Source organism: Nitrospira moscoviensis, from assembly GCF_001273775.1.
Lineage (GTDB): Bacteria > Nitrospirota > Nitrospiria > Nitrospirales > Nitrospiraceae > Nitrospira_D > Nitrospira_D moscoviensis.
This window is the reverse complement of record NZ_CP011801.1, coordinates 972,072-986,003: the sequence shown is the minus strand read 5'-3', so window position 1 is coordinate 986,003 and position 13,932 is coordinate 972,072. Positions and strand designations below refer to the sequence as shown.

Below are 13,932 nucleotides of genomic sequence, written 5' to 3'. Positions count from 1 at the left end.
CAGCAGGCCCTTCGACAAGTACAGGGGTTTTTCGTACCAGCTAAACCGACTCTGCCTTCGCCAATCCCAATTCCCGAATTTCCCGCGCACGTCCGATCACGGTGCGAACAACGACCCCGTCTTTGATCACGAGGAAATTCGTCGGCACCGCCGGAATGCGGGGGCCGGGCAGGATCACCCCGGCGAGATTCAACGGATCGACCGCCGAGAGCTTGACCTCCTGCGGGAGGTTGAATCCGGTTTTGCGGAACGCGCGGAGCGATTCCAGCGCGTCGGGCAAGGCGAACTGCTCGCCTACGAATCCCGACACGAAGCGCCCGCCGCGCACCTCGCCTTGCAGCTCCATCCGCCGGTACTGCATCAACAGATCCCGCCAGGCGATCGATGAGGACTCCCGGCCGAGCACATCCCGGAACACCACACCGTAACGGCGCAGGAGCTGGCGGGCAAGCGGCTCAATCGAACGTGATGAGTGATGGGTGATGCGTGATGCGTCCGGCGATTGGGGACCGACAGCTGAGGGCGGAGGGCTGACGGCGTTTCTGAGCAGCGACCAGCGTCCGCCGGCGTGGCGGGGGCTCCGAAAGCGATCCCGCCCTTCCGCGCGCCGCCGATGCGGATCGAACAACGCGCGTAGATTATCGAACCCATCGGCCGTTACAAGCCCGGCCGCCACCAATTCCCACAGACCCTGTTCGACTTCCGCCGCCAGACGGCCCGTCTCCCTTGTGATCTCGCTAAAGAAACTGGCGCCTCGCTGCCGCAAGCACTGGAGTACACGCTGCGCGACGCCGCTGAGCCAAGTCGGGATCGTGCCGTCGGCGGCGGTGATCAGCCATTCGGCCGCTTCGCGGGGAAAGAGGCTCACCGGCGCGGCGCTTGTCGGAACGATGCGGCGGGCGGTCTCCTCTCCGATTCCAGTCGACCGTACCGGCGTGGACAATCGTCCCCATGCCACCGCTCCGCTGAGGCAGAGCCGATCGAGCCAGGCCGGCTCATACTTCGCCAGACGCGTCCGCAACAGATGCGGCTCCCACGCGGACGCCGCCGCCTCGAATCCCGCGAGCTGCCCGATCACCTCGGCCAATCCCGCTTCGCCGTGCAGCCGGGCTCCCGGCGCCGCATGCTGCCAGCGTAGCAGGAACGACATGAACTCCGCTGCCGTGACCGGCTCGATTTCTTTCCGCAGCGCCCCGATCGTGAGGCGATGGATGCGGACCAGCAGGCGGCGATGGCACCATTCCGTCTCGTCGTTCGTGAAGCGTGACGCGTGAAGCGTGAAGCGACCGCGAAGCACCTGCCCTTGCGCCTCCAGCCGCAGCATCGCGGCATTGATCCGATCTGCGGGCAAGTGCAGCCGCGCAGCCAACTGCTCCACCGTCGTGGGTCCGATGCTTTCCATCCAGCCTTGCACGATGGCATCCATCGTCGCGTCGTCACCGCTCGCGAACAGTTTTTCAATGCGATCCCGATTCTCCGCCGTGACCAATCCTCTCGCTTTTCTCCCCTCAGCATGTCCTCTCCCCTCGATTTCCGCTGCGCGCCCCTCTTCGATCAAGCGCGGCAGAAACGCCGCCCATGCTTCCGCCTGCTCCACCGGCACCCACACCAGCGTCAATAAGGCGTCGTGCAGCTCGTCCGCATCGCGCACGACCGGCCAGGCTTCGCGCTCCACTTCTTCGATCGCCGCAGGATCCAAGGCGCCGACCTGCCCCTGCAAGTCAGGGGGCAACGTCCGCCGCATTTCCACGGCTCGCGCACGGCGCTCTTCCAGCGGAGCGTCATCGAGAAAGGCATAGGGATTCGCGTTGAGAATCTCGTGCGAGAACGGCGACGGCACCGGCGTATCCACGGCGACACATTCGATCTCTTTTTGCTCGATGGCGCGCAACACGGCCGTGAGCCCGTCGATATCCATCGCCTCTGTCAGGCAATCCCGCAGCGTCTCCTGCACCAACGGATGCTCTGGGATCTGCCGCGCCGCCCGCGCGCCGGTGAGATTCTCCTGGCAGGCAATCGCGTCGGGAAAGACGGCGGCCAAGAGATCTTCGGAACGCATGCGTTGAATCTGCGGCGGGACTTTCTTGCCGTTGGCGAATCGGAGCAGGGCCAGAGATCGGGAGGCGTTCCACCGCCACCGCGTCGAGAACATCGGGGCCAGCAGGACGGCTTGGATCAGCACCTCCCGCACGGTCGCAGCATGGAGGTAGCCGAAGACGGAATCGAGCGGGAAACTGTGCTTCTCCCCGAGGGAGATGACGAGGCCGTTGTCGGTCGCGGCCGCCTGCAACTCGAAGTCGAACGTCACGCAAAATCGCTTGCGCAGCGCGAGCCCCCAGGCGCGATTGATCCGGCCGCCGAACGGCGCGTGCAGGACCAACTGCATCCCGCCGCTCTCGTCGAAGAACCGCTCGGCGACGATGCGGCGCTGCGCGGGCACCGTCCCGAGCACTGCCATCCCTGCGGCCACGTAAGCTATCACCTGCTCGGCGCCCCGCCGATCCAGCGCGCATTCCTGCTTCAGCCAAGTGATGAGTGATGCGTGATGGGTGATGGGTAAAGACTCCGAGCTGATAGCTGACGGCTGATGGTTGATGGCCGAGATTGAAAGCCGATCCGCGATCTCCCCCCGCAACGACGACACCTCTGCCGACAACTCGGCGGTCCGAGACGGCGCCTCGCCGCGCCAAAATGGAATATTAGGCGGCGCGCCCTGCGCGTCTTCGACGCGGACTTTCCCGGCTTCGATGCCCTTGATGCGCCACGACGTATTGCCCAGCAGCATGATGTCGCCGGCCAAGCTCTCGACGGCGAAATCTTCATCCACCGACCCGACCACCGTGCCGTCCGGCTCGGCGATCACGGCATAGTTCGCCGTATCCGGGATGGCGCCCCCCGACGTAATCGCCGCCAGCCGGGCGCCACGCCGGCCTTTCAGGCGATGATTGATCCGATCGTGAAACAGGTAGGCATGGCCGCGCCCGCGATTGGTCGCAATACCGTCCGCCAACATCCGCACGACGTGATCGAAATCCGCCCGTGCCAGATTGCGATACGGATAGGCCCGGCGGCAGAGAGCGAACAGCTCGTCTTCGGTCCAGCTCTGGGTCGCCGACGCCGCCACGATTTGCTGCGCCAGAATATCGAGCGGGGCAATCGGCACGTCGATGCGATCCAGCGTGCCGGCGCGAATGGCGCGGACCAAGGCCGCGCATTCCAGCAGCTCATCCCGCGTCATCGCGAAGAGCCGGCCTTTCGGAATCGCCGTGATCCAATGGCCCGCCCGGCCGATCCGCTGCAGCGCGGTCGCAATCGCGCGGGGGGAGCCGATCTGGCAGACGAGATCCACCGTCCCCACGTCGATGCCCAATTCCAACGACGCCGTCGCGATCACCACCCGCGTCTTGCCGCTCTTGAGCCGCTCCTCCGCCGACAGACGAATGTGGCGCGACAGGCTGCCATGATGCGCGGCCACGACATCGGGACCCAAGTCTTGAAGCCGGTCTTCGAGATAGTGCGCCACCCGCTCGGCCAGACGCCGCGTATTCACGAACACCAAGGTCGATCGATGTTCCCGGACCAATTCGGCCACGCGATCGTAGACATCCGCCCAGATCGCGTTCGTCGCAACGGCGCTCAGCTCATCTTTCGGCACTTCGATCGCGAGATCCAACTCGCGCCGGTGGCCCACGTCGATGATGGTGCATCCCCTCTCCCCTGGAGGGAGAGGGGTGGGTGAGGGGGCGCCGACCAAGAATTGCGCCACGAGCTCGATCGGCCGCTGCGTCGCGGACAAGCCGATCCGCTGCGGATTCCGCAGCGTCAGCGCCTCCAATCGTTCCAACGACAAGGCCAAATGAGCCCCGCGCTTGTTCGGCGCCAGCGCATGGATTTCGTCGACGATCACCGTCCGCACCGTCTGCAACATGCGGCGGCTCTTCTCCGCGGTGAGGAGGATGAACAGCGATTCCGGCGTGGTGACGAGAATGTGCGGCGGCCGCTTGAGCATCTGCTGGCGATCCGCCATCGGCGTGTCGCCGGTCCGGACCAGCACGCGCAGCTCCGGCATGAGCAACCCGGCCTGCAGCGCCGCCTGGCCGATCTCCGCCAGCGGCTTCTGCAAATTCTTCTGCACATCGTTGCTCAAGGCCTTGAGCGGCGAGACGTAGAGCACCTGGGTCACATCGTCGAGCTCGCGCGCAAGGGCTTGCTGGAAGAGACTGTCGATGCACGACAGAAAGGCCGCGAGCGTCTTGCCCGACCCGGTCGGGGCCGCGATCAAGGCATCGACGCCCGACTGAATCACCGGCCAAGCCTGCTGCTGGACGTCCGTCGGTTCACCGACGCGGGAGTGAAACCAGTTTGCAATGAGGGGGTGGAACCGGGAAAGCGGCATGGCGTGGGATTCTACCACGCCGATGGAGAAGGCTCTATTGGTAGGGTTGGAAGAAGTTTTTATGGCCGGCCTGGAGTGGCAATGCCAACTGGAATATTGGCTCCGGTTGAAAAAGTGGCAGGCGTAGTTTGCGACAACACTCCTCCTGTTCCAATGCTGAATCCCGCTACTTCGTTTGTCCCACTATTGGCGACATATACAAATTGACCAGTCGTATTCACAGTGATCCCGACGGGCGCCGATGTTGCACCAGTTGGAAAGGCCGCTGGAGTTGTCGGCGTGAGAAGGCCGCCCGCGCCGATCGTGAAGCCGGCTATCTCATTCATACCGACGTTCGTTACATAGAGGAAGAAACCGTTTGGCGAAATTATAATACGCTGAGGGCTTGATCCTACAAGGCCTGTAGAGAAGGTTGGTGTGGTGGCGGGCGCTAACACCCCGCCAGCTCCAATCGTAAAGGCAGCTATTTGGTCCGTTCCGCTACTTGCAACATACAGAAATGAACCATTAGGAGATATCGCAATTCCTTCGGGACTTGATCCAACCCCCGTAGAAAATGTAGCCGGGCTGGTAGCTGTCAATGTACCGCCTGCACCAATCGCAAACCCCGAAATATTGTTACTCCCGGCATTTGCGACGTAAAGGAGCAGCCCATTAGGCGAAACTGCAATACCTCTTGCCAAAGTACCACTAGTCCCGATTGTTCCTTGAGCGGTCGGTGACAATACACCACCAGCTCCAATGGAAAAACCAGCCACTGTATTTGTCACGCTATTTGCCACATATAAAAACTGACCGTTTGGCGTAACAGTAATTCCTCTTGGCGAAGATCCAACGCCAGTAGTAACGGTCGCCGGAGTCATAGCAGTGAGAACGCCAGTGGTGGAATTAATGGTATATCCGGATACAGTTCCCGGGCCTTGATTCGACGCATAGAGGAACTGCCCATTAGGAGATACAGCAATCCATTCCGTACTCGTTCCAGCTGTGGAAAAACTCGCTGGAGTGGTTGGAGTTAAAACACCCCCAGTCCCAACTGTAAAGCCAGAAATGTTATTAGACCCATCATTCGCCGTGTAAAGGACCGGCGGCGCAACCGTACCTTCACCAACTCCCCCGCCTCCCCCTCCATCACTCGGACACCCGGTGAGCAGCATCAGCAGCGGCAGTGCCAACCAAGATAGAAATCGTGTGCTCATTGTTGGTCCTCTGGTTCGTGTTCCGCAGGAGAGTCGGTCGCTCAACTTATAGCACCATGAAAAACATGTGCCAATGGAAAGCGCGTGATTTGCATAGACATCTTCGAACCGTGGCTGGCACACTGTCGTCCATTTCAGTCGGAGCTTGCATAGTGGAACACGATACGCTGGTCATTCTGGGTGCCGGGTATACCGCGCGCGTTGTCTTTCCCCTTGCCTCTCGCCGCTACGTGCAGGTTTTTGCCACCAGTCGTGAGCCGGCGAAAAACCTTCCCACTGTTGCTCCGGACCAGCGTCTCCAATTCGACCTCGCGCAACCGGACACCTGGCGGAACATTCCCGAACGCGCGGATCTCCTCTGGTGCTTTCCTGCCACGCCGCCGGAGGCGGTGCAGCAGTTCGCTGCCGCTGCAAATCCTTCTTCCCGGCGCATCGGCGTCCTTGGCAGTACGTCGGCTTACGATGTCGGTCGTTCGACTGACTATCCTCCGCCGTGGATCGACGAAACGGCGCCGGTCGATCTGACGAAACCCCGTGTGCGCGGCGAGGAATTCTTGCGACTGCACTGCGGCGCCATCATCCTGCGCGTGGCCGGCATCTATGGACCCGGTCGCAATCCTGTTACGTGGCTCAAAACCGGCCGTGTCCGTCCATCCCGCAAATACGTGAACTTGATTCATGTAGAAGATCTCGCCGCCATCTGCCTCGCTACGCTGGAACGAGGAATCCCGGGCGAAACTTACAACGTCAGCGACGGCAGCCCACGGACATGGAATGAGATTTTCGACTGGAGCCGAGCGCATTGCGAGCTCTCTCTTATCGCGGCACCCGACGTCAGAGAAACCGGCAAACGCATCTCCATTTCCAAGCTCACGGAGCAGCTCGGCTACACCATCCAGCATCCCGATCTTTTCAAAGAGTTACTTGGCCTGTAACAGCGTGGTTCAAAACCTCCAGGCTTGTCAAAACGGTCATCCAACGAGGCCGCAGGTAAGCCAAAACCGCAGGCGTACCCTCCGGGGCACGTTGAGGATTTTGGCGAGCCGAGAACGAAGTTTGGGACCGTTTTCACAAGCCTACTATCTCAGCAGCGCCATCACGGCCAAGCATACCAACAGATTGTTCGTCGCATGCGCGATCATGCCGGGGATCAAGCTCCCGGTCCGTTCATAGAGCCAGGCCCACAGCAAGCCGCTCCACAGCACACTGACGAAGCCGATCAACCCGTAGCCATGAGCCAGCGCAAAGATGCCGGCGCTGAGCAGCGCGGAGGGCAGAAAGCCGAGGCGGCGGCGGAGGATCGCATAGAGCAGCCCGCGAAACGCGAGCTCCTCGAAGATCGGCGCCAAGACGACGTATTCCAAGAGGCTGAAGGCGAGCACGGAGGGCGGCCCCCAGACCAAATCGGGATCGAACCATTCCGTCCAATGGTTGGTCAAATTGAACGTTTCGGCCGCCTGCCCCATCACCCATTCGCCCCACAGGCCCGCCGCCACGGCGGCCAAGACAATTCCGGCAAGCCTGCCGAAGTCCGCCCGACTGATGAACAGGCCGAAGCCTTCACGGAACGTCAAGCCGGCCGGCTTGAGCAAGTACATGTAGGCGAGGCCTAGAAGGGGAAGATTCGCCACGGGGATCGCCAGGGCGCGCAGCGAGACATGCTCAGCCGGGGCGAATGACAGAAACGCCACCGTCAGCACCGCGCCGAGCGCGCCGCCCCGCAGCAACACCGCCGTGCCGATCCCGCCTGGCCAGGGAGGCGGCACACCGGGCCGGTGCAGGCGCATGATATCGATCCGCTGCCGCCTGAGCCGCACGATTCCCGACAGCATCACCGAGCCGACCATGAGGCAGGTCAACTCGACCAGCATCACATTCCCCGACCATGTTTGGATCCGTTCCCCCCGCTCCGCGCGCTGCTGCTCCACGGTGGCCAAGAGCGCTTGATCGCCGGCCCGCAGGGCCAGCCGCGCAGCGAGCGCATTGTAAAACCACCCCGCAGGCAGCAACTCGGCCAACCCCGCCTGCAGTTCGCCCTCATGAACGCGGTCCAATACCGCCGCGCCATAGGCCGCTTCGATGAGGTCCGCATAGAGGGGCTGGATCTCGGCCCTCGTGCGCCACGCCGCTGCGGCTGCGAGCGCGTCCTGCGCCCGGTCCGACTCTCCTTGCAGGATCGCCAGGCGCAGCCGGGAGAGTGGGTCGTCGGTTTCCTCCACCAGCTCCCTGTACCACTGAATCGCTTGGGCCCGTTCCGCGTCGCTGCCCCCGGACGACCATTCCGTCACCCATTGTTGCCATGCCGGAGCCTCGCGCAGGCCGTCTTGTGCCTCCATCGTCCGGCTCACCATCAGGTCCAGGGCCCGGACGGGATCTTCGAATCGCTGCACCTTGGGAAGCGCGGCGGAGAACCAGACAATCGCGCCGAAAGACGCCAACAACACGAGCGCCGATAAGACGGAGACGATGACCGAGGCCGGCGAGGAGAACGGTTCTGCTCGGTCATTGGCCGGAAAGCAGGAGGACATGCCCGGCGGCTGCCGGATCGGAGAGGCGTCCAGATTCATGACGACGGATAATACCATGCAGGATTTCGCCCCCATACCCCTCGAAATAGCTAGATCGGAGGCCTCTGCGGTTGTCGGCCTCTGGTCCTCGCCCGCGATTATCACTTGGCCTCGGGCCTCGCATTTGGCTTATACTAACCTCCCGATTTTGAGGAGGCTTTCGCGCATGCAGGAATTCCTGCCACCCCGCCGATTACTGCTGGGGCCCGGTCCCAGCCTGGTGCACCCTCGCGTGCTCCGCGCGATGGCGACTCCGCTGCTCGGCCATCTCGATCCGGCCTTTCTGACGGTCATGACGGATATCCAGACACTGTTGCGGGAGATCTTTCACACGAACAACCGTTTTACGATCGCCCTCTCCGGCACAGGGTCCGCCGGCATGGAGGCCGCGATCGTGAACGTCGTAGAGCCGGGCGATGCCGTCGTCGTCGGCGTCAACGGCGTCTTCGGCACCAGGCTGGCGACGGTGGTGGAACGCTGCGGCGGCAAAGCGATCCGCGTCGAAGCGCCATGGGGCCGGATCATCGAAACGGCGGCCATCGAAGCGGCGTTGAGCCGATCGGGGCCGGTCAAGGCCGTCGCGCTGGTGCATGCGGAAACCTCCACAGGCGCCCGGCAGCCGCTCGACGCCGTCGGCGCGCTCTGCCGCACGCATAATGCCCTCTTCATCGTGGACGCCGTCACGTCGCTCGCCGGCATTCCGGTGGAGGTGGACGCCTGGGGGATCGACGTCTGTTACAGCGGTACGCAGAAATGCTTGAGCTGTCCGCCGGGGCTCGCGCCCGTGACAGTGAGCGAGCGGGCGCTGGAGACGATCACCCGCCGCCGCACGCCCTGTCAGAGCTGGTATCTGGACTTCTCGCTCATCGCCGCCTATTGGGAGGAGGGCTCGCGCGCCTATCACCACACCGCGCCGATCTCGATGGTATACGCGTTGCGTGAAGCGCTGCGCCTGGTGGAGGAAGAGGGCCTGCCGGCCCGCTTTGCCCGCCATCGCCTGAACAGCGCCGCGCTCGTCGCCGGGCTCGCAGCCCTGGGATTCACTCTGCTGCCGCCGGCCGGCCGGCAATTGCCGATGCTCACCTGTGTGACGGTTCCCTCCCATATCGATGATGCGGTGGTCCGCGCTCAGTTGCTGCAGGCGTACGGCATCGAGATCGGCGGCGGATTGGGGCCGCTCAAAGGCAAAGTCTGGCGCATCGGACTCATGGGAGAGTCCTCCACCGAAGCCAACGTGCTGACGCTCCTGAACGCGCTGGAAGAAATCGGCATCCGGTCCGGCTGGCTCTCGACGCCCGGCGTCGCGCTTCAAGCGGCCGCGCGTGCCTATAGCCACACACCACTAGAAAAGGACGGAGTTTGATGAGTCGCCCATTGCTGGTCGTGCTGGGGGCCGCCACCTTCGCGTTTCTCAGCGTCGTCTTCTTTTGGATCTTCAAAGTGACGATGCTCGATCACATGAAGACCGACATGGTGCCGGCCGAGAAAGTGGCCGCCTTCGTCCATGCCATTCTCGAAGCCAACCGCAACAATTACACGGACAACGTCGTCGTCAAGCTGCAGCGGGACGGGATCGAAGCGCACGAACATTGGAAGGATGAACGGGGCGTCCCGCTGCCGGCGCAATACCTCATGGAATCCGGCCGCCTTGTCTCGCTGAAGAACTTAAACTTCACGTTTCGTTTGGCGAGCCTCACCCCGATCTACGTCTGGAACGGCGCCAATACCGACCTCGAACGCCAGGGACTGGCATCGGTAGAGAAAGATCCGTCGCAGCCGCACTTCGGTTACATCAAGAAGAACGGCGTCCGCATGTTCCAAGCCGTCTATGCCGACCGGGCCGTCTCGCAGGCCTGCGTCGACTGCCACAATGCCCACCCGAACAGCCCCCGCCGGGATTTCAAGCTGAACGACGTGATGGGCGGCATCATCATCACCTTTCCCGTCGGAGAATAGCCCGTGGTCATCGCGATTCACCATGTCCGTCTCATCGACGGGACCGGAGCTGTCCTCGAACCGGCCACCCTGCTGATCCGAGGGACCACCGTCGCCGCCGCCGGGCCGAGCCGTGAGGTGGCGATTCCGAAGGGCTCCAAACGCATCGACGGACGCGGCTTGACGGTCCTGCCCGGCTTGATCGATTGCCACGTGCATCTCTGCCTGGGCGCCGAACCGGATGTCGTCGCCGCCGTGGAATCTGAAGGCCCCTCCTACACGCTCCTGAAATCCGCCGCCCACGCGAAGGCGACCCTCGAAGCCGGCATCACCACCGTGCGCGACGTGGGGTCCCGGGATCATTCGATCTTCACGCTGCAGCGGGCCATCGACGCCGGCATCCTGCCGGGCCCCCGCATCGTCGGCGCAGGGCTGGCGATCTGCATGATCGGCGGACATGCGCGGTTCATCGGGCAGGAAGTGGAGGGGCCGGAGAAAGTCCGCCAGGCGGTGGAGGCGCAAGTCGCCGCCGGCGCCGGCGTCATCAAGGTGATCGCGTCCGGCGGCGTGCTCACGCCCGGCACGTCGCCGGATCAGGCGCAGATGACGTTGGAAGAACTGTCCGCGGCCGTCGAGGCGGCTCGCCGGGCACAGAAAAAAGTGGCGGCCCATGCGCACGGGGCATCGGGCATGAAGAACGCCATTCAGGCCGGCGTCCACTCCATCGAACATGCGACGCTGCTCGATGACGAGGCGGGCGAATTGATGAAACGCCGCGCCGTCTACATGGTGCCGACGCTGTCGGCGCTCGCCACCACCGCCGCGGGACGGCCGGGCTGCGGCATCCCGGAGAGCGCCTTGGACAAGGCCAAGTCGATAACCAAGCGCCATCAAGCCAGCTTCAAGAAGGCCCTTCGCAGCGGCCTCCTGATCGCGATGGGCACCGACGCCGGCACGCCGTTCAATTATCACGGAGAGAACGCGCAAGAGCTCGAACGAATGGTCGCGCTCGGCATGGCGCCGATGGAAGCCATCGTGGCTTCCACCTGGGCCGCCGCCCGACTCGTCGGCATTCACGAGTCCGTCGGCACGCTGAAAAAAGGCATGCAGGCCGACCTCCTCGTCATCGAAGGCAACCCCCTCCGCCGCATCGAGGTGCTCCGCGACCGAAGCCGGATCATGGGTGTGATGCAGGCGGGGCGATTCGTGGCTGGACCGCTGGTGTTGTTGTAATCCTTCCATAGTGTTCTGCGGGGAAGAACGGTAAAACCGGTCGTCGCCCAGACGGTCGGTTCCTGCAGCTCGTATCCGTTCGCTGTGCTGGCGAGCCCAGCCCAGTTGTACGTCCACGTCAATGTCACGGACCTGCCGGACCCGCTTTGCCCGAAGAGAACAGGAGCAGCCGGGGTGCCGGGAGCAAGAGATAAGAACCAACAATTCGGGATCAACGGGCTGCGTTGGATAATAAGGCCTGCTCGGCCAGCCAATCCTGCTCGATCAACTGCATCGCTCGCTCACGCACCCGCGTGTCCGGATCGTTCAAGGCCAGCATCAACGGATCGACCGCACTCCTTTCTCCTTCGCGCGCCCACGTCTCCAGCGCATTGAGCCGAACTTGAACATCCGGCGAGGCGAGCGCCTGAGCCATCCAGTCCAGCACAAGGCGGCTTTCATCCGGATGATCGTTGTGCTGAGGGGAATTGGGAGAGGCAAGAGGCGCGCCGCTTGCTACGAGCGTGGGAACATGCCCCTTAGGTCCTGGACTATTCGCCGCCGCGGTGAGCACCGCGGAATTGCCCGTGCCGCCGGATCCATGCGCGAATAGCAGTCCCACGAAGAGCAGGAGAACTGGAGTGCCTCGATTGTATGCGCTTCGGCGGCCGGGCCGGGGATAACCCTCCAAAGTTCTGTCGAAGCAAGACCAGTGACAAAGCCGCATGCCTCACTCCATTTTGGGAGCCACTAATGAAAGCATGTGATTCGCATAGACCGGATGCATAGGGATATCCTCGGCCAAGATGTCGGCCGATGTGTGTTGCGCCACAGTCTCCCAATCCCGGGTGAAGGCCTCGGCGCGGGTGAAGCCGGTAATAAAGGGTTCCCCGAGCCTGCCGATGTTGTTGAGAAAATCTTTTACTTCCTGGCTGTCGAGCCTGTAGAAGTCCGGGGTCACATGATCGATCCAGATTCGACTGTCTGAGTGCTGAACAAGCATCCGGACGGTCTGAAACAAGTTGGCCAGATCGGGACCTGTCAGGTACATAGATAAGCCTTCGACGATAAAGAGCGTCGGTAAGTGCCGATCGAAGCCCGCCGCTTGCAGCGCAGAGCCCCATTGAGGGGAGCGCACGTCACACGGGACGAGGGTCAGACACGACGTGTCGCCGCCGAGCGACGCGAATTGCTCGGTTCGATAGGAACACATTTGGCGGACATCCACACCAAACCACCGCTGCGTTTGAGACGCATGCCGACAGGCACGGGTATCGAGCCCGATACCGATGACGACCACCTGTCGATACTGCATGCGTCTCGACGCCAGGTGTTGCTCCAAATGCATGCTGCGGGTCTCCACACAGGTACGCAGTTGCGGGCTGATCTCTCCAAAACGCTGGGCAAGGACTCGTCCCTGTTCGCCCGCCAGACGCCGTGACGTCTCGTCGTCACGTAAAGCGGCGATGAGTTTCGCAGAAAGCTTGATGTTCTCCCGCTGGAAGATGTCCAGTTTGGTTTCGATGAACCGCGGATTGTACTCGTACACTCCGATCAGCGGCTCTGCGATGGCTATCAATTCGTCCCCCTGAAAGATATCGACATGCATTTGCACTTCACACCGGCCCTTTTCGAGCAGTCTGCTTCTCAATTCGCTGACCTGCTTTTCTACCAGTTCCGCTCGACCTCGAATCAGACCCGTGCCAGGCTTAAGATGTTTGACCGCATTCGCTTTCAACCAGAGCTGCACAGGTTGGCCCGGTCCGCGATCGTGCAGACCGATGGCGTAGGTACCCGCCAAAGCTGCATAGACTGCCGTCCCGGCGATGTAGTCCGACATGATGTAGAAGACACTGGACTGGTGAGTGCCGTTCTGATTCATGGTGGAGGCCAGCAATGGCACCACTCCGACGGTTTCTCTATCCGAGACGGAGACCAAGCTGAACTCCAGCATCCGCAACAACGGCACGAGCTCGCGTAAGCGAGCGGTGAGCAACTCGGGGCTGCGGTTGTGGCGCGTCAGCGCCAGGTCTTCGGGGCTGGGGATATCACTGAGCGGTTTATAGAATTCTTCAAACGGAACAGACAGCATCTCTGCTCCATACCGTTTCTCTTCAGTTTGTCCGACTCTTGGCTGCACAGGTCGCCGTTCTTGCTCACACTGGTCCAACATGGCTTACCGCCGTTCGCACTCTCTTTCGGTACTACACTCCAGGTTCTCTGATAGCACATAGGAGAGGACACATAGCAGGACACATACAGCGAAATGCCCGTATTTCAGATGGGCTTCGCTTCAACACGGGCGACCAACAAGAGAATGAATCAGTCGGGCGGAGGGACACTTTGCTCTTCCTGTATGAGTCGTAGTTCCTGCTCAAGTTTGTCGGTGGGGTGAGACCCGAGAGCCAATTCCGGCACCACAGGAGATCGCAGGTCATCCGCGATAGGCACAGATGTCGGGACCATCAGTGCTACCGTCATCAACAGGCCCATTTTGCACCAGAAGACGACCATCGCTTTGCCGCTCACACTACTTTCCAAGTGCGGCTATTTCAGCATAAGGCGGCGGACAGATACGGGGACATATTGACCAAAGTGGGCAGGAAATTCTCGCGCCTCTCTC

9 protein-coding genes are annotated in these 13,932 nt (G+C 62.1%); 4 read left to right on the top strand and 5 right to left on the bottom strand.

All coding sequences use genetic code 11. The features are described 5' to 3' along the window. Positions 1-40: 40 nt before the first annotated feature. Both NITMOv2_RS04810 and NITMOv2_RS22455 read right to left on the bottom strand, forming a co-directional pair. Positions 41-4,396, bottom strand: coding sequence for a DEAD/DEAH box helicase (locus tag NITMOv2_RS04810; RefSeq protein ID WP_053378810.1), 4,356 nt, complete (start codon positions 4,394-4,396; stop codon positions 41-43). 59 nt (positions 4,397-4,455) lie between these two features. Next, positions 4,456-5,595, bottom strand: coding sequence for a lactonase family protein (locus NITMOv2_RS22455; RefSeq protein WP_083447748.1), 1,140 nt, complete (start codon positions 5,593-5,595; stop codon positions 4,456-4,458). A 152-nt stretch (positions 5,596-5,747) separates the two neighbouring features. Here NITMOv2_RS22455 and NITMOv2_RS04805 point away from each other — a divergent pair, with 152 nt between their 5' ends. Continuing rightward, the gene (locus NITMOv2_RS04805) at positions 5,748-6,530 is read left to right on the top strand and encodes a Rossmann-fold NAD(P)-binding domain-containing protein (protein ID WP_053378809.1); all 783 of its coding nucleotides are present in this window, start codon (positions 5,748-5,750) and stop codon (positions 6,528-6,530) included. A gap of 144 nt (positions 6,531-6,674) precedes the next feature. Here NITMOv2_RS04805 and NITMOv2_RS04800 read toward each other — a convergent pair whose 3' ends face one another. After that, entirely contained in the window at positions 6,675-8,198 is a 1,524-nt protein-coding gene (locus tag NITMOv2_RS04800; RefSeq protein ID WP_053378808.1) for a CPBP family intramembrane glutamic endopeptidase, read from the bottom strand. 130 nt (positions 8,199-8,328) lie between these two features. Here NITMOv2_RS04800 and NITMOv2_RS04795 point away from each other — a divergent pair, with 130 nt between their 5' ends. The 3 genes from NITMOv2_RS04795 to NITMOv2_RS04785 are packed head-to-tail and all read left to right on the top strand — an operon-like array spanning position 8,329 to position 11,330. After that, on the top strand, positions 8,329-9,525 hold the full coding sequence (locus tag NITMOv2_RS04795; RefSeq protein ID WP_053378807.1) for a pyridoxal-phosphate-dependent aminotransferase family protein: 1,197 nt from the start codon (positions 8,329-8,331) through the stop codon (positions 9,523-9,525). Next, complete coding sequence (locus tag NITMOv2_RS04790; protein WP_053378806.1) at positions 9,525-10,118, top strand: Tll0287-like domain-containing protein; 594 nt, start codon at positions 9,525-9,527, stop codon at positions 10,116-10,118. The genes NITMOv2_RS04795 and NITMOv2_RS04790 overlap by 1 nt, the downstream gene beginning before the upstream one ends. A 3-nt stretch (positions 10,119-10,121) precedes the next feature. Further along, positions 10,122-11,330 (top strand): metal-dependent hydrolase family protein, encoded by a 1,209-nt coding sequence (locus tag NITMOv2_RS04785; RefSeq protein WP_053378805.1) that lies wholly within the window; start codon positions 10,122-10,124, stop codon positions 11,328-11,330. Positions 11,331-11,541: 211 nt separating this feature from the next. Here NITMOv2_RS04785 and NITMOv2_RS04780 read toward each other — a convergent pair whose 3' ends face one another. Both NITMOv2_RS04780 and NITMOv2_RS04775 read right to left on the bottom strand, forming a co-directional pair. Then, positions 11,542-11,757, bottom strand: a complete 216-nt coding sequence (locus NITMOv2_RS04780; protein WP_053378804.1) for a HEAT repeat domain-containing protein — start codon at positions 11,755-11,757, stop codon at positions 11,542-11,544. Positions 11,758-12,039: 282 nt separating this feature from the next. Then, positions 12,040-13,401, bottom strand: a complete 1,362-nt coding sequence (locus NITMOv2_RS04775; RefSeq protein WP_053378803.1) for a class I SAM-dependent methyltransferase — start codon at positions 13,399-13,401, stop codon at positions 12,040-12,042. Positions 13,402-13,932: the final 531 nt, after the last annotated feature.